At 34.4% G+C, this 17771-nt stretch carries 15 protein-coding genes; 11 read left to right on the top strand and 4 right to left on the bottom strand.

Annotated features, from left to right (window positions below):
- Positions 1–28 precede the first annotated feature (28 nt).
- Positions 29–1489 carry a CoA-acylating methylmalonate-semialdehyde dehydrogenase gene (locus AC0L0O_RS13360; RefSeq protein WP_000633351.1) on the top strand — a complete coding sequence of 487 codons (1461 nt, stop codon included), beginning with the start codon at positions 29–31 and terminating at the stop codon, positions 1487–1489.
- A gap of 70 nt (positions 1490–1559) precedes the next feature.
- Here the strand turns inward: AC0L0O_RS13360 and AC0L0O_RS13355 are convergent, their stop codons facing one another.
- Both AC0L0O_RS13355 and AC0L0O_RS13350 read right to left on the bottom strand, forming a co-directional pair.
- A complete protein-coding gene (locus tag AC0L0O_RS13355; protein ID WP_000572327.1) occupies positions 1560–2192 on the bottom strand; it encodes a LysE family translocator in 633 nt (210 codons plus the stop codon).
- A gap of 183 nt (positions 2193–2375) precedes the next feature.
- Positions 2376–3431, bottom strand: coding sequence for an enoyl-CoA hydratase/isomerase family protein (locus AC0L0O_RS13350; RefSeq protein ID WP_428888759.1), 1056 nt, complete (start codon positions 3429–3431; stop codon positions 2376–2378).
- Between the two features lie 316 nt (positions 3432–3747).
- Here AC0L0O_RS13350 and AC0L0O_RS13345 point away from each other — a divergent pair, with 316 nt between their 5' ends.
- The 4 genes from AC0L0O_RS13345 to AC0L0O_RS13330 all read left to right on the top strand — a co-directional run bounded on the left by AC0L0O_RS13345 (position 3748) and on the right by AC0L0O_RS13330 (position 8687).
- Complete coding sequence (locus AC0L0O_RS13345; RefSeq protein ID WP_001119408.1) at positions 3748–4005, top strand: hypothetical protein; 258 nt, start codon at positions 3748–3750, stop codon at positions 4003–4005.
- A gap of 183 nt (positions 4006–4188) precedes the next feature.
- Positions 4189–4428 carry a DUF2584 domain-containing protein gene (locus tag AC0L0O_RS13340; RefSeq protein ID WP_000667348.1) on the top strand — a complete coding sequence of 80 codons (240 nt, stop codon included), beginning with the start codon at positions 4189–4191 and terminating at the stop codon, positions 4426–4428.
- Positions 4429–4443: 15 nt separating this feature from the next.
- Entirely contained in the window at positions 4444–5601 is a 1158-nt protein-coding gene (locus tag AC0L0O_RS13335) for an exonuclease SbcCD subunit D (protein ID WP_000765133.1), read from the top strand.
- Complete coding sequence (locus tag AC0L0O_RS13330; protein WP_001247442.1) at positions 5598–8687, top strand: AAA family ATPase; 3090 nt, start codon at positions 5598–5600, stop codon at positions 8685–8687. Before AC0L0O_RS13335 ends, AC0L0O_RS13330 begins: the two co-directional genes overlap by 4 nt.
- 315 nt (positions 8688–9002) lie before the next feature.
- Here the strand turns inward: AC0L0O_RS13330 and AC0L0O_RS13325 are convergent, their stop codons facing one another.
- Entirely contained in the window at positions 9003–9260 is a 258-nt protein-coding gene (locus AC0L0O_RS13325; protein WP_000537740.1) for a hypothetical protein, read from the bottom strand.
- A 902-nt stretch (positions 9261–10162) separates the two neighbouring features.
- Here AC0L0O_RS13325 and AC0L0O_RS13320 point away from each other — a divergent pair.
- Positions 10163–10462, top strand: coding sequence for an ArsR/SmtB family transcription factor (locus AC0L0O_RS13320; protein WP_000214797.1), 300 nt, complete (start codon positions 10163–10165; stop codon positions 10460–10462).
- A 210-nt stretch (positions 10463–10672) separates the two neighbouring features.
- On the opposite strand, the gene AC0L0O_RS13315 is transcribed toward AC0L0O_RS13320, so the two are convergent.
- Positions 10673–10858, bottom strand: a complete 186-nt coding sequence (locus AC0L0O_RS13315) for a YkvS family protein (protein ID WP_000646786.1) — start codon at positions 10856–10858, stop codon at positions 10673–10675.
- Between the two features lie 566 nt (positions 10859–11424).
- Between AC0L0O_RS13315 and AC0L0O_RS13310 the strand changes: the two genes are divergently transcribed.
- From AC0L0O_RS13310 to dhbB, 5 genes are all read left to right on the top strand, one after another.
- The gene (locus AC0L0O_RS13310) at positions 11425–12627 is read left to right on the top strand and encodes an L-lactate MFS transporter (RefSeq protein WP_000747885.1); all 1203 of its coding nucleotides are present in this window, start codon (positions 11425–11427) and stop codon (positions 12625–12627) included.
- 583 nt (positions 12628–13210) lie between these two features.
- Entirely contained in the window at positions 13211–13987 is a 777-nt protein-coding gene (gene dhbA / locus AC0L0O_RS13305; protein ID WP_001100501.1) for a 2,3-dihydro-2,3-dihydroxybenzoate dehydrogenase, read from the top strand.
- Positions 13988–14013: 26 nt separating this feature from the next.
- Positions 14014–15213, top strand: a complete 1200-nt coding sequence (gene dhbC / locus AC0L0O_RS13300) for an isochorismate synthase DhbC (RefSeq protein WP_001001955.1) — start codon at positions 14014–14016, stop codon at positions 15211–15213.
- Positions 15214–15225: 12 nt separating this feature from the next.
- On the top strand, positions 15226–16842 hold the full coding sequence (locus tag AC0L0O_RS13295) for a (2,3-dihydroxybenzoyl)adenylate synthase (protein WP_000955346.1): 1617 nt from the start codon (positions 15226–15228) through the stop codon (positions 16840–16842).
- A 24-nt stretch (positions 16843–16866) separates the two neighbouring features.
- On the top strand, positions 16867–17754 hold the full coding sequence (gene dhbB, locus AC0L0O_RS13290) for an isochorismatase (protein ID WP_001007275.1): 888 nt from the start codon (positions 16867–16869) through the stop codon (positions 17752–17754).
- Positions 17755–17771 lie beyond the last annotated feature (17 nt).

The raw sequence follows: 17771 nt of genomic DNA, 5'->3' as shown, positions 1-17771 counted from the left end.
TAAACATCATAAAAAAGGAGAGAATATAATGATTACAACTGAAATTAAACGAGTAAAAAATCATATTAATGGTGAGTGGGTAGAATCTACTGGTACAGAAGTAGAAGCAGTTCCAAATCCGGCGACTGGAAAAATTATCGCTTACGTTCCGCTATCTCCGAAAGAAGATGTTGAAAAAGCTGTTGAAGCAGCAAAAGCAGCATATGAAACATGGTCTAAAGTACCAGTTCCGAATCGTTCAAGACAATTGTATAAATATTTACAGCTTTTACAAGAAAACAAAGAAGAACTGGCAAAAATTATTACGCTAGAAAATGGTAAAACATTAACGGATGCAACTGGTGAAGTACAGCGTGGTATTGAAGCGGTAGAACTTGCAACGTCAGCACCAAATTTAATGATGGGACAAGCACTTCCGAATATTGCTAGTGGCATTGATGGATCAATTTGGCGCTATCCAATCGGGGTTGTTGCTGGTATTACACCTTTTAACTTCCCAATGATGATTCCATTATGGATGTTCCCTCTTGCAATTGCTTGTGGTAATACATTCGTATTAAAAACATCTGAAAGAACGCCGCTTTTGGCTGAAAGACTTGTAGAGTTATTCTATGAAGCTGGTTTTCCAAAAGGCGTACTAAATTTAGTACAAGGCGGAAAAGATGTTGTAAATAGCATTTTAGAAAATAAAGATATTCAAGCTGTTTCGTTCGTTGGATCTGAGCCGGTAGCTCGTTACGTATACGAAACAGGTACGAAACATGGAAAACGTGTACAAGCGTTAGCTGGTGCGAAAAACCACGCGATTGTAATGCCAGATTGCAATCTTGAGAAAACAGTGCAAGGTGTAATTGGATCCGCATTTGCAAGTAGCGGAGAACGCTGCATGGCATGTTCAGTAGTAGCGGTAGTTGATGAAATTGCTGATGAATTCATTGACGTACTAGTAGCAGAGACGAAGAAGTTAAAAGTAGGTGACGGTTTCCACGAAGATAATTATGTTGGACCATTAATTCGTGAATCTCATAAAGAGCGTGTATTAGGCTATATTAATAGCGGTGTAGCAGATGGGGCTACTTTATTAGTAGATGGCCGTAAAATTAAGGAAGAAGTTGGAGAAGGTTACTTTGTAGGTGCGACAATCTTTGATGGCGTGAATCAAGAAATGAAAATTTGGCAAGATGAGATTTTTGCTCCAGTATTAAGCATTGTACGTGTTAAAGATTTAGAAGAAGGTATTAAACTAACAAATCAATCTAAATTTGCAAATGGTGCAGTTATTTATACGTCAAACGGTAAACATGCACAAACGTTCCGTGATAACATCGATGCGGGTATGATCGGTGTAAACGTAAACGTTCCAGCACCAATGGCATTCTTCGCATTTGCAGGAAATAAAGCGTCATTCTTTGGTGATTTAGGTACAAATGGTACAGATGGCGTTCAATTTTATACACGTAAAAAAGTTGTAACTGAGCGCTGGTTTTAATATAGAGTAGACAGCCAAAGCAATTATTAAATGAAAACCACCACTATTCATAGTGGTGGTTTTCTTCTTGTTAATTGCTTTTTTCAAAAGCTAGTTTAATTCCAAAACCAATTAAGACAATTCCTGTTAACCCTTGAATATAACGTTGTGTCTTCGGTTTTTTCATAAAAGCACTAATTTTATCAATTAAAAATATATAAAAAGCGAACCATATAACTGTTAAAATGAGGTAAGTAAGGCCCATTACGAGAAGTTGGATAAACGTATTATGATTTGGATTTAAAAATTGCGGTAAAAATGTTAAAAAGAAGACTGCAACTTTAGGGTTTAATAAATTCGTAAGAAACCCTTGACGAAAGCAAGAAGTGTGTTCGTCTTCATTATGCAAAGAAATATCGTTCGTATCGACGCCTTCTTTATTTCTTACTGCTAAAAGGGCTTTAATACCAATATAAATTAAATATAGAGCTCCAACGTACTTGAAAATAGAAAATAAAAGAGCTGACTTTACAATAAGTGCAGAAAGACCGATTACTGCTGCTAAAGTATGGATCAATAGTGCAATACATGTACCGAACACTGTTTTCACTCCGCCCACTTTACCAGCAACTAATGTGTTTTTCGTAGCCATTGCAGTATCAGGGCCGGGTAAAATAATAAGACAAATAGACATAATGATGAAAAGAAAATAATTTTCAATCACAGTCGCTCCTCCTTTTTTATTTTTAGAATATTTAATTAAAAATAGTGTAGCACACATTTCTATTTAATAAAATTAAATTTTATTAAAAATTATTAAATGACAAAGAGGCTATAGAGCCGTGTAATTATACGACTCTATAGCCTTGATTTTTCCTGTATGAACCCCACTTATTAACGTTTCACTTTATGCGTTAAGTAAGTTAAAGAACCGATTTACATCTTCTTCTGAAACATCACTTAACTGCTTATATTTATAATTCGGATTTTGATCTTTATCAACGACAACGGATCGTACTCCTTCAAAGAAATCTTCATGTCTCATGAAATTTTTAGCAAGTACAAGGTCAGTAGCGAAACATTCTTCAACGGACTTATCATGTCCATCAATAAACTGTTTTAATGTTACTTTTAATGAAATAGGGGATTTTGATAATAGTGTTTCTTTCGTTTTTAAAGCAAAGGAACTTTGATCTTTCTCTAATGAATGAATAATTCTTTCAATTGTATCGAAAGCAAAATGTGCATTGATTTCTTCTAATAATGGAGCAAGCTCGCTTTCTAAATTTGAAGTAGTTGCAAATGTACGGATGACTTCTTTTAAATGAGTATGTACATCGTCTTCTTTATGCCAATTTACACTTTCCAGTTCAGTAAGGAACTTGGGTAATGAATCAGATGTCATAAAGTAATCAGCAGCGTTTATAAATAATACGTCAGAAGCTTTTAAAATAGATGCTGTTAATGCAACATATCTGCCAGCGAACCCTGGAGCCTTATTTAAGAAATAAGCAGCACCGACGTCTGGGAAGAAGCCGATATTCATTTCTGGCATTGCCCATTTTGTACGCTCGGTTACAATTCGGTATTTCGCACCATTTGTAAGACCGACACCACCACCCATTACAATTCCATCTAAACAAGCGATAATTGGTTTTTTATATTGATAAATATATGTATCAATTTCATACTCTTCTTCAAAAAAACGTTCCGCATGCTGTAATGCAATTTCATTTGAACGTGCTTCATAAAGAGTTTTAATGTCACCGCCGGCACAAAAACCTTTTGTGCCAGCTCCTTTTAATACGATTAGCGCAATTTGCTCATCATTTTCCCACTCTTTTAGTTTTTGCCCAATTGGTTGCAACATGTCATAAGATAAAGAATTAAGTGCTTTTGGGCGGTTTAAAGTAATTGATGCAACGCCGTTTTCACTAACAGAAAATAAAACGTGTTCAGTCATAATTCATCCTCCCTTATATATCTTCTTATTCTTAATTCTTGATACGTACTGAAATGTCCTTTATAAATTTTGTCTAAAGTTGGCGGTACGTGTTAATTTGGTCATTGCATATTTTGACGAGTTATATTTGCAGGATTTTAGAGGTTTAAAATGAATATTACAACATTACTGTAATTGTAATTATTTGAAGTTATCATGAGAAACACGCTATTATATATGTGTAAATTGTACATAATCCCTTCGAAAAGAGTATTCCAAGTGATTATAATGAAAGGAAAATTGCTTTTCATTAGAAATAGAGAAAGGAGAAATCGGAATGCCAGGACCTTTACTATTGTCGGTGATTATTTTGTCTTCTTTAATGATAGGGATAACGCAGTATTTTCATCATACAGATACGACAGAGGAAGTGAAGGATAAAGTACGACTTGTATTTCCGATTTTTATCATATCTATTTCTTTTTGCATTCTATTAAATAAGGATGGCTACATTGTCGCAGTATTTTCATTTTTTGTAGCGATTGTTTTTATTACAGTTTTATATTATGTAATGAAAGACTTTCTCCAAAAATAAAGATGTCACATGAGACATTTTTATTTTTGGAATAAATAAAATTTCACATACCGTATTGTAGATAAAAATAAAAAACATATAGCAATAGAAAAGTATGTACTTTACTGTGTATTTACTTGTCAATCTTGCATAGCCAATATACTATTAATAATGTAGAGATTAGAAAAAGGGGTTGTATCTATCATGAAATTTGAGATGCACACAAAAATTATTTCAAATGAAAAAGAAGTAAGATTACATATAGAAGAAAACATATTTCAATTAAAATTGGATGGTTATCACTTATTTACAGTTCAAGAAATATTACCTTTATATAAATCAAATGAAGAAAGAATCGGTAGTGCAATGATACAAAAGTTAGAATGGGAGAACGGAAAAACTACAATAAACTATCAACTTGTATCACTAAATTCAGTAAATTAAAAGGAGCAGGAAACCATGAAGTTATTTCATACAGCGGATTGGCATTTAGGAAAGCTTGTTCATGGCGTGTATATGACTGAAGATCAAAAGATTGTATTAGATCAGTTTGTACAAGCAGTTGAAGAAGAAAAACCAGATGCCGTAATTATTGCAGGGGATTTATATGACCGAGCAATTCCACCTACAGAAGCAGTAGATTTATTAAATGATGTGCTGCAAAAAATAGTAATTGATTTACAAACACCAGTTATTGCAGTTGCTGGTAACCATGATAGTCCAGATCGTATTCATTTTGGAAGTAGTTTAATGAAGAAACAAGGATTATTTATTGTGGGGCAATTTCAATTTCCCTATGAACCAATTATATTAAATGATGAACATGGCGAGGTTCACTTCCATCTCGTTCCATATGCGGATCCAAGTATAGTTAGACATGTATTGAAAAACGAAGACGTACGTTCTCATGATGATGCGATGCGTATTTTTATGAATGAGCTTTCTGAAACGATGGATAAAGAAGCTAGACATGTATTTGTTGGTCATGCATTTGTAACTTCTGCTGGAGAAGCGGAAGAGAATACAAGTGATGCTGAACGACCGCTTTCAATTGGTGGTGCTGAATACGTAAATAGTCATTATTTTGATAAGTTTCATTACACAGCGCTTGGACATTTACATCAAGCGCATTTCGTACGTAATGAGACAATTCGATATTCAGGTTCGCCACTTGCCTATTCTATTTCTGAAGAAAAACATAAAAAAGGATATTATATTGTGGAACTGAACGAGCAAGGTGAAGCAACAATTGAAAAAAGGTTACTTACACCACGTCGTAAAATGCGAACAGTAGAAGCGAAAATAGATGAATTATTACAACATCCAGTAAGTGAAGATTACGTGTTTGTAAAATTATTAGATGAAAATCCTGTCTTGCAGCCAATGGAAAAAATACGCTCTGTATATCCAAATGCAATGCATGTTGAAAGATCCATTCAAAGACGGGAGTTTACAGAGTCAAATGAAGCAACGGTTTCAAGACATAAAACGGATGATTTATCACTATTAAAAGCTTTTTATAAAGAAATGAAAGGCTTAGATTTATCAGAAGAGAAAGAACGTTTATTTGTAGAAGTATTACAAACAGTGCAAGAACGGGAAGGTGAACGAGGATGAGACCGATCCAGCTTATTATGACGGCATTTGGCCCATATAAACAGAAAGAAGTAATTGATTTTGACGATCTGGGAGAGCATCGTATTTTCGCCATTTCTGGGAACACGGGCGCTGGAAAGACAACGATTTTTGATGCGATTTGTTATGTGTTATATGGTGAGGCAAGCGGAGAAGAACGAAGTGATACGAGCATGCTCCGCAGTCAATTTGCTGATGATAATGTGTATACAAGCGTAGAACTAACTTTTCAGTTAAAAGGGAAACGTTATGAAATAAAACGACAACTTGGGCATAAAAAACAAGGGAATAAGACGATTACGGGACATGCGGTAGAATTATATGAAGTAATTGATGAAGAGAAGGTTCCGGCTGTTGATCGTTTTCATGTAACGGATGTAAATAAAAAAGTAGAAGATTTAATTGGTTTAAGTAAACATCAATTTAGCCAAATTGTTATGTTACCCCAAGGGGAATTCCGAAAACTATTAACATCTGAGACAGAAAATAAAGAAGAGATTTTACGTCGTATTTTTAAAACAGATCGTTATAAGTTAATGCGTGAGTTACTTGATCAAAAACGAAAACAATGGAAAGACGTCTTACAAGAAAAGCAGAAAGAGCGAGAGTTATACTTCCGTAATGTTTTTAAATTACCAATCCGTGATGGAGCAATATTAGAGACTTTAGTGGAACAAGAGCATGTAAATACGCATCAAGTAGTAGAAGCATTAGAACAAGAAACAGCTGTGTATAAGGCAGAGGTTGAGCAATTACAAGTAGAACAAGATGTTCAAACGAAGCAATTAAAGGATGCTGAAACACGTTTTCACGCGGCGAAGTCTGTAAATGAGAAATTTATAGATTTACAACAAAAGAATGAGAAATATAATACTTTACAAGAAAATCGTACAGTTATTGAAATGAAAGAAACATCTTTTAAGCGTGCGGAACAAGCAAAGCGCTTATTACCATTTGAACAATGGCACGAAGAAGCGATGCAAAATGAGCAGAAAGCTGAAAGTTTGTTAAAACAAATTATCGCCAAAAAAGAAAATATAATGACTAATTTTGAACTTGCTCAGGAGAAATATGAAGTAGTAAAGAATAAAGAATCTGAGAGAGAAAATGTCAAAAAACTTGTTCAAAGATTAGAAGAATTACAACCGATTATTGCATCATTAGCTGAGAAACAGCTGAATTTACAAAATGCAGAAATTCAAATCGGAAAATTAAAAGAAAGTATGCAAAACTTAGATCGACAATTAGAAGAGCATACAAATCAAAAACAGCTAATGACTGGTGAATTACAGCAATTAGAGCGAGCGCTTGAACAATATGTAGATAAAGTAGAAGAACTAACGAATATGCGAGAAGATGCAAAAGTTTTAAAGCAAGCATATGATGTATGGCAAGAAAAACAAAAATTCGAGAAAGAAAAAGAAGCAGCATATAGTAAGATGCAATTGGCAGTTAACGCATATGAAAATATGGAACGCCGCTGGTTAAGTGAACAAGCTGGTATATTGGCTCTTCATCTACATGATGGTGAATCTTGTCCAGTATGTGGTAGTACGACCCATCCGAAAAAAGCTACAGAGCAAAGTGGTGCGATCGATGAAAACGAGTTAAATGGTTTAAGAGATAAGAAGAATATTGCTGAAAAATTACATGTTCAGTTAGAGGAGAAATGGAATTTCTATCATCATCAATATGAACAAGTAATAGAAGAGGTTAAGAAGCGAGGCTACCAATCGGAAGAATTAGTTGAAACATATAGTGCGCTTGTTCAAAAAGGAAAACAATTAGCAACTGAAGTGAATACGTTAAAAGCTAGTGAAGAAACGCGTAAGCAAATAGCTGTGAAAATAAAAAGCGTAGAAGAAAAAGTAGATGCACTTCAGAAACAAAAACGTGAAGTAGAAACAGAGCAGCACCGTATCGAAATGGATTGTATGCAGCTGCGTACGTCATATGAACATGATAAGAAAAACATTCCTGAAAACTTACAAACAGTACAAGCTTGGAAAGTTCAATTTGACCAAGCTATGCATGAACTCAAATTAATGGAGGACGAATGGAAGAAAGTGCAGGAAGCATATCAACATTTGCAAAACGAAAATATACGTATTCAAGCAGAACAGGAAGGTGCTACTAATCAATTTGAAAGTGCAAAATTGAAGAAAGAAGAGACTTTCACGCGCTTTATGAAAGAACTTGAGCAGAGCGGATTTACAGATCAATCTACGTATAAAGAAGCTAAATTAAGTGATGCTGAGATGGAATTAATACAAAAAGAAATTCAAAGCTATTATTCATCTCTCGAAGTACTTGCGAAACAAATTGAAGAGTTACATGTTGAATTAAAAGATAAAGAGTATATGGATATTACAGCGTTAGGTGAACACATTAAAGAACTAGAAATTAACCTTGATATCATAAAAGAAAAACGTCAACGTGCGCAAAATGCGGTAACATATATTTCCGATCTCCATGAAAATATTAGACGTATTGATGAGCAAATTCATGAGGAAGAAAAAGCGTTCCAAGAACTTGTTGACTTATATGAAGTAATGAAAGGTGATAACGAAAGCCGTATATCATTTGAACGTTACATCTTAATTGAGTATTTAGAACAAATTGTTCAAATTGCAAACGAACGATTACGTAAATTATCAAATGGACAATTTTATTTAAAACGAAGTGAACGAGTTGAAAAAAGAAATCGTCAAAGTGGATTAGGTCTAGATGTATACGACGCATACACAGGCCAAACACGCGATGTAAAAACATTATCTGGCGGCGAGAAATTTAATGCATCGCTTTGCTTAGCGCTCGGAATGGCAGACGTCATTCAAGCATATGAAGGTGGTATATCCATCGAAACGATGTTTATCGATGAAGGATTTGGTTCATTAGATGAGGAGTCATTAACAAAAGCAGTAGACGCCTTAATTGACTTACAAAAATCAGGCCGATTTATCGGTGTCATTTCACACGTTCAAGAGCTGAAAAACGCAATGCCAGCTGTTTTAGAAGTAACGAAACAGAAGGATGGATGTAGTCAGACGAGGTTTGTGGTAAAGTAACACCTTTAATCTTTCTAATTTATCCAGCGTTTTTAACAATATTTTAGGCCTGAGTCACACTGGCGGTCACATTTTTCGAATACTTCGCCGAGTTTTTCAATTACAGAATGTTGCATATAGGGTGCTACGAGAATCGAACGTGGAAGGAAGGGATAGGTTGAAGTCGGTGTACTATCAGTAGCGTTTTCTTTTTCGTATTCTATAAACTTACGATGAGACTTTAGTTCTTCAACCAAAATTGGCGGAAAGTAAATTGTGTGTATACTAGTAATAAAATAAAAACAAGCTCTCAATACCGAGAGCTTGTTTTTATTTTTACGATTGTGAAAATAAGAATTCAGGGAATTCAACTGAATCAGGTGAATTCCTTACATGTTTTTGGATAGCACCAACTGCTTTAAGAAAATAATAATTTGCCCCTTCACCTTTAGCTGGTTCTAATTCTACAGAGCTTTTTTCTAGTTTATTAAATTGAATTTTTCCTGCTGCTTCTTCATCTTCACAAGGGAAAAAACGATAAACGACTTTCTCTTTATTTTCATACTCTTTAAATAAGTCTACACAAACTCCCATATTATCAATCTCCTTATTGGTTAAAATTATAAGATAAAAAGAAAAAATGTAAATACAGAAATTTTAGATTAGTACAATGATATTTATGTAAAATAAAATCTACCTTATTGTAAATAAAGCCTATGTATACGCGAAAATTTTACTATTATTCCCATAGTACTTATGTGAACGATCGTAATAATAGTTTGACATATGAAGCGCGTACCTCCTTTTTAGTACATGCTAAGCGGAGAATGAAAGTTGTGTTTGGGCAGTAAAGTGTGGATGTGTAGATAGGGGAAAAGAATCATGCTCAAAGTATTGTTTATGATTTTCTAGTATAGAACTTATTATAATAAAATAAATGCCTCCTCTGTATAGAGGAGGCATTTATTTGTTATTCACAATTAGATAAATCCCTTATGAGTTATCTGTAGAAGGCAACGTATTTTCCAAACAATCAACAGCATTAAAAGCCGAAATTGCTAATATAACACCACTTACTAAAAATAAGGCTGATCCACTGATTAATATGATACGACTGACATACGTTTTGCAAGCTTCTTCAACTTCTTCTTGTAACATTGTAGGCGTTTGAATTCGTCCTAAACAACATTTATTTTGTAGATAGTATATACAAACACCTAAAATATGTTAAAATCACTGATAGTGTTATGAAGAGGTATATAGTTAGATGTGAATTGTTTGAAAAATCTTCATTGCAAATTTATGCTAACTTCACATAGAGCACATATTAACATTGTATTATGTATATGTACCAAATAAATAAAGTGAATTGAATTTTGTTCTGTTTTTAAAAATTTAAAATTCTATTATTTCTATATGAAGGTTTCACATCGGAGTTTTAAATATTTTGGAAATAGATCTAAATAAAAGGAATTCATATAAAAGGGGAATGTCTTATGACAACATATACGAGTGAAATGAGAAAAAGTTTAGTTTCAGAAGAAGATGTAGATATTTTAAAAATTATGGCGCACCCAATTCGATTACAAATCGTAAATGAATTAAGCACGAGAAAAACTTGTAACGTAACACAACTAACAGAATTACTAAATATTCCACAATCTACTGTTTCACAACATTTATCAAAAATGAAGGGTAAAGTGTTACGAGCAGAGAGAAGAGGTTTAGAAATTTATTATCATATTAACAATTTAAAAGCGAGTAAGATTGTTAATGTTTTAGGATATATAAACTAATGAAGTATTTTCATATAAAATAGCCGCTGCTGGTAAGCAGGGGCTATTTTGTGTTGTTTTATCCCGCGTTAACGGACAGTAAAACTCTCACCTCAAAATTCAGTTGGAGCAAAGAAGTTAGGTGGGAGTCGGGCTGTCCGTAAACGTCCGATTGGTTCAACTAATAATCAGTGGGGGATGAACAAAACCCCCACTGATTAAAGTTTCACTTTATGTATTCGTATGTAATATTTTATAGTTTTTATGATTTACAATTGTTCGATCAAATTCAAAAGTACCACCGCTTACATCTGTAATTTCAACTAAGACCGATTCAGTATAAAGTTTTAGTACAGATCCCGTAATCTTTAAATTGTTTCGTTGAAAAAGTATAGTATCCCCTACGTTTGCTTTCATAGTACCTCCTCATTAAAGACAGAAATATTTTTTATTATATATATTAAACCACGTATAGGTATATTAGTGAATATTTAGTTTTATTTATCAAAAAAATATTTGTAGTCTATGTGTGCAGAATTAAAAGAAGTTTTAACAAGACGTATTAAAAATGCTTTCATCATGATGGAATTTGTAGAACCAATTGTTACATTTGAAGAAACAATTATAAACGTATAAAGAAAGTTAGACTTATAAATTCACCTAATAAAACCGTCTCTTTCATAAATATGAAAGAGACGGTTTTATTGTTTCACTGTTTAAAAAAGGGGTCAAAAACAAATGTAAATCGAACTTATATAAAACAATATAAATAACTGTTACGTATTTAATAAGTAGTTTTTTGTATTTCGTCCTTCGTTTTCTGTAACTGATTCCATGTTTTTGACGCTCTGTCTTGTAAGTGCTTACATAGTCGAAAACATCTTATACAATGAAGGTGTTAAATCAAAAGAGGTGACCAAAATGAACATAAAAAAACAAGACTTAGCGAAACGCATTGAAATAGAAAGAGGAGGCGGAAAGGTATGAAAAAATCAGCTGTTAATCCATGGCTTGTTGTCCTTGGTACAGTCATAGTACAAATGGGTCTTGGGACGATATATACATGGAGTTTATTCAATCAGCCTTTAGTTAGTAAATACGGTTGGAGTCTTAACGCAGTTGCGATAACTTTCTCAATTACTAGTCTTTCTTTAGCATTTTCAACTTTATTTGCGAGTAAATTGCAAGAAAAATGGGGACTTCGTAAACTTATTATGATAGCTGGACTAGCATTAGGACTTGGATTAATACTTAGTTCACAAGCTTCCTCATTAATATTGCTTTATGTACTAGCGGGAGTTGTTGTAGGATATGCAGATGGTACAGCATATATCACTTCATTATCAAATTTAATAAAATGGTTTCCAGAGCGGAAAGGTTTAATTGCTGGGATTTCCGTCTCTGCATATGGTTCTGGTAGCTTAATCTTTAAATACGTTAACGCACAGTTAATTGAATCAGTTGGTGTATCACAAGCATTTATATATTGGGGTTTAATTGTTACAGCTATGATTGTCCTTGGAGCTTGTTTAATCCATCAAGCTGCTGATCAAAGTGCAGTTCAGGAAACAAAAACTCATGAATACACAACGAAAGAAATGTTAGGTACAAAACAAGTATACTTATTATTTATTATGTTATTTACATCATGTATGAGTGGCTTATACTTAATTGGTATGGTAAAAGACATTGGTGTTCAACTTGTAGGGCTTAGCGCAGCGACAGCAGCTAATGCGGTAGCTATGGTTGCAATATTCAACACGTTAGGTCGTATTATTCTAGGACCGTTATCAGATAAAATTGGCCGTTTAAAAATCGTTACTGGTACTTTTGTTGTTATGGCAAGTTCAGTATTAGTTCTAAGTTTCGTAGATTTAAATTATGGTATTTACTTCGTATGTGTAGCAAGTGTAGCATTTTGCTTTGGTGGAAATATTACTATTTTCCCAGCTATTGTTGGTGATTTCTTCGGTATGAAAAACCATAGTAAGAATTACGGAATTGTGTATCAAGGATTTGGATTTGGAGCGCTTGCCGGTTCCTTTATCGGTGCACTGCTAGGTGGATTCAAACCAACCTTCATGGTGATCGGCCTATTATGTGTCGTGTCATTTATTATCGCAATGTTAATTCAAGCACCTAATCAGAAAAAAGAACAAGAAGAAGAGTACCGTAGCGTAGCATAAGTATATAAAGCTTCTATCACACTAAATTACGAAAAAGCATCCTGTTAAACAGGGTGCTTTTTCGTAATTATTTTAATGAGGTTATATAATATTTGGATTATATTGGAATATTAAAAAGTGATATATTATATCCGAAATACATATTAAATCTTAAATTAAAAATAAGACATACATTGATAATTGCAAGATATATTTTCAGAAAAATGTTGAGAAAATATATAATCGATTTTTTGTTAAGGGTTTGTAAATGAAGGTCTCTCCAGTTTATTTTCTTCAATTTTTACAAAGAGGAGTATGAATTGAATTTTTTATAAGTACTTATTAATGCTTTTAGATGTAATTGTATTGAGAAGCACTAAAATGTTTTATCTGAAAAATAAAAATAGGTTGACAAGTTTATTGAGAAAGATTATCATTTCGGTGTAAGAATATTAAATGAAAAAGATTATCACTGAATAATATTTTAATGAAAAGTACACTTGACCAATTAGTTTAGTAAGTGTATTATTTTTTACATCGATAATGATAATCATTATCAATATTTGTTTAATTAGATTAATTTTCAAATGAAAGGATAGAGGAAATGAACGTAGGGGAATTTGATGGGAAAACTGTTTTAGTAACAGGTGCAGCTCAAGGAATAGGTAGTGTTGTTGCCAAAATGTTTTTAGAAAGAGGAGCTACAGTAATTGCGGTTGATCAAAATGGAGAGGGATTAAACGTACTCTTAAATCAAAATGAAACACGTATGAAAATATTTCATTTAGATGTGAGTGATAGTAATGCTGTTGAGGATACAGTAAAACGTATTGAAAATGATATAGCACCAATAGATATATTAGTAAATGTTGCAGGGGTTTTACGTATGGGAGCGATTCACTCGTTAAGTGATGAAGATTGGAATAAAACATTTTCTGTAAATTCTACAGGAGTTTTCTATATGTCTCGAGCAGTAAGTAAACATATGATGCAAAGAAAGTCAGGGGCAATTGTTACAGTTGGTTCAAATGCAGCAAATACGCCGAGAGTGGAGATGGCTGCATATGCTGCATCAAAAGCTGCAACGACGATGTTTATGAAGTGTTTAGGATTAGAACTTGCAGCGTACAACATTCGCTGTAACTTAGTTTCTCCTGGTTCTACTGAAACTGAAATGCAAAGGTTACTATGGGCTGATGAGAATGGAGCAAAAAATATAATTGCTGGTTCTCAAAATACATATAGACTCGGTATACCGTTACAAAAAATTGCACAGCCTTCAGAAATTGCTGAAGCGGTATTGTTTTTAGCTTCAGATAAAGCGAGTCATATTACAATGCACAATTTATGTGTCGATGGCGGAGCTACATTAGGAGTTTAATAAAAAATTTAGGGGGCTACTATACTATGAATGAATTTACGGCTGTAAAGGAACTGTCAGAAAAATTACTAGAAGATTATAAGACTGAATCTTCATTCTTTTTTGCTTCACCAACCCGAACGATATTAGCAGAAGGAGAATTTACTACAGTAAAGCATCATGAAATTGAAAGCTTCCCAGAGCTTGTGCAAGCAGTATTACGTAATGCAAAACAAGCCGGAAATCCGAATCCTATCGTTGTGGGGGCTTTGCCATTTGATCGTAGAAAAGAAGTCCAACTTATCGTACCAGAATATAGCAGGATTTCTGAGCGTTTACAATTGGATACAACAAATCATCTTGAAATAAATAGGAACTTAACATTCGAAATGACGCCTGTGCCAGATCATGAAGTGTATATGAATGGTGTGAAGCAAGGGATCAAAAAAATACAGGACGGGGATTTAAAGAAAATCGTTCTATCTAGATCGTTAGATGTTAAATCTTCTGAAAAGATTGATAAGAAAAAACTTCTTCGAGAATTAGCAGAGCATAATAAGCACGGTTATACATTTGCGGTGAATTTACCGAAAGATGAAAACGAGAATAGTAAGACGTTAATTGGAGCTAGTCCTGAATTACTCGTTTCACGTCATGGTATGCAAGTGATTTCTAATCCGTTAGCTGGTTCAAGACCACGTAGTGATGATCCAGTAGAAGATAAAAGAAGAGCGGAGGAATTACTTTCTTCTCCAAAAGATTTGCATGAACATGCGGTAGTAGTGGAAGCAGTTGCTGCTGCGCTTCGCCCATACTGTCATACATTACATGTTCCGGAAAAACCATCTGTTATTCATAGTGAAGCGATGTGGCATTTGTCTACTGAAGTGAAAGGTGAACTAAAGAATCCAAATACTAGTTCTTTAGAATTAGCAATTGCTCTTCATCCTACGCCAGCAGTTTGCGGAACGCCGATGGAAGAAGCGAGAGAAGCTATTCAACAAATTGAGCCATTTGACCGTGAGTTCTTTACAGGAATGTTAGGGTGGAGCGATTTAAATGGAGACGGTGAATGGATTGTTACAATTCGTTGTGCTGAAGTACAAGAAAATACACTCCGTTTATATGCAGGTGCTGGAGTTGTTGCTGAGTCAAAACCAGAAGATGAATTAGCAGAAACATCAGCTAAGTTTCAAACAATGTTGAAAGCTTTAGGGTTAAATGATAGTTCACTTAATGAAAAGTAGGGGGCAGAAAGAATGTTAACAGGTTATACAAAATGGCCAAAAGAATTTGCCGATCGCTATCGAGAGGAAGGGTGTTGGCTTGGGGAAACATTTGGCGGAGTGTTAAGAGAGCGTGCTGAAAAATATGGAGATCAAATTGCGGTTGTAAGTGGTGATACGTATATAACATATAGTGAGCTTGATAAAAAAGTAGATCGCTTAGCGTCAGGTTTACTGAATTTAGGAATAAAGCCAGAAGATCGAGTTGTAATCCAACTACCTAACGTTATCGAGTTTTTTGAAATGTGTTTTGCGCTATTTCGAATTGGAGCACTTCCTGTTTTTGCATTACCTTCACATCGCAGTAGTGAAATTAGTTATTTTTGTGAGTTTGGTGAGGCGAGTGCGTACGTTATTTCAGATAAGGCTCTTGGTTTTGATTATCGAAAACTAGCAAGAGAAGTGAAAGAGAAAGTACCAACTTTACAACATGTAATTGTAGTGGGAGAAGAAGAAGAGTTTGTGAACATAAGTGATTTATATATAGATCCCGTTCTATTGCCAGAAGTTCAGCCAAGTGATGTTGCCTTTCTCCAATTATCAGGAGGGACAACAGGACTTTCTAAATTAATTCCTAGAACGCATGATGACTATATTTATAGTTTACGTGTTAGCGCTGAAATTTGTAATTTAAGTGCAGAGAGCGTCTATATGGCAGTTCTTCCAGTAGCACATAATTACCCAATGAGTTCTCCTGGAACATTTGGAACCTTTTATGCGGGTGGAAAAGTTGTGCTGGCAACTGGGGGTAGTCCGGATGAGACATTTGCACTTATCGAAAAAGAAAAAGTTACGATTACTGCTCTCGTACCGCCATTAGCAATGATATGGCTTGACGCTGCATCTTTACGTAATAACGATTTATCAAGCTTAGAAGTGATTCAAGTAGGTGGTGCGAAATTTAGTGCTGAAGTTGCAAAACGTATACGTCCTACATTTGGATGTACATTACAGCAAGTGTTCGGTATGGCAGAAGGATTAGTGAACTATACAAGATTAGATGATCCGGAAGAAATTATAATTCATACACAAGGTAGACCAATGTCTGCACTTGATGAAGTACGAGTTGTTGACGAATATGATAACGATGTAAAACCTGGTGAAGTAGGTAGTTTATTAACACGGGGTCCATATACAATTCGTGGATACTATAAAGCAGAAGAGCATAATGCACGATCATTTACAAATGATGGATTTTATCGCACAGGAGATCTTGTAAAAGTAAACGAACAAGGTTACATCATTGTAGAAGGAAGAGATAAAGATCAAATTAATCGTGGTGGTGAGAAAGTCGCTGCGGAAGAAGTTGAAAATCATCTATTAGCACATGATGCAGTACATGATGTAGCGATTGTATCTATGCCTGACGATTATTTAGGAGAACGTACTTGTGCATTTGTAATAGCTCGCGGACAAGCTCCGGCAGTAAGTGAATTAAAAAGGTTCTTAAGAGAACGCGGTATAGCAGCTTATAAGATTCCAGATCGAATTGAATTTATTGAATCATTCCCGCAAACAGGAGTCGGAAAAGTCAGTAAAAAAGAGCTACGTAAAGTCATTGCTGAAAAACTTATTACAGTAAAACAATAATAAAAACCGGAAGGAAGTGATTAGATGGCTATTCCATCTATTTCAGTATACAAAATGCCAATTGAATCAGAACTACCAAAAAATAAAGTGAATTGGACACCAGATCCGAAACGTGCAGTTCTTTTAATTCATGACATGCAAGAATATTTCCTTGATGCATATAGCGATAAAGAATCACCAAAAGTAGAACTTATTTCAAATATTAAAATGATAAGAGAAAAATGTAATAATCTTGGTATACCAGTTGTTTATACAGCACAGCCAGGTGGACAAACGTTAGAACAACGAGGGTTATTACAAGACTTCTGGGGTGACGGTATTCCTGCTGGACCAGATAAAAAGAAGATTGTCGATGAACTTACTCCTAATGAGGATGATATATTCTTAACAAAATGGAGATATAGTGCATTTAAAAAGACAAATCTATTAGAAATTTTAAATGAACAGGGAAGAGATCAACTCATTATTTGCGGTATTTATGCGCATATTGGCTGCCTTTTAACAGCTTGTGAAGCATTTATGGATGGAATTCAGCCGTTCTTTGTAGCAGATGCAGTTGCTGATTTTTCACTAGAACATCATAAACAAGCGTTGGAGTATGCGTCAAATAGATGTGCAGTAACGACATCAACTAACAGTTTGTTAACAGAGTTACAAGGTTTAAAAGATGATGATGAAATCACTTTACAAAAAGTACATGAACTAGTTGCACAATTACTTCGTGAACCAGTAGAGAGTGTTGGGACTGATGAAGATTTATTAAATAGAGGACTTGATTCGGTCAGAATTATGAGTTTAGTAGAGAAGTGGCGTCGCGAAGGGAAAGAAATCACTTTTGCGGATTTAGCAGAGAACCCAACGGTTGTTGATTGGTATCGCTTATTATCTCTGCAAACAGAACATGTACTTTAATATAGACTACATAATAA

It is taken from the genome of Bacillus sp. GS3m_15504 (assembly GCF_055825275.1).
This window is presented reverse-complemented; position numbering and strand designations above follow the sequence as displayed.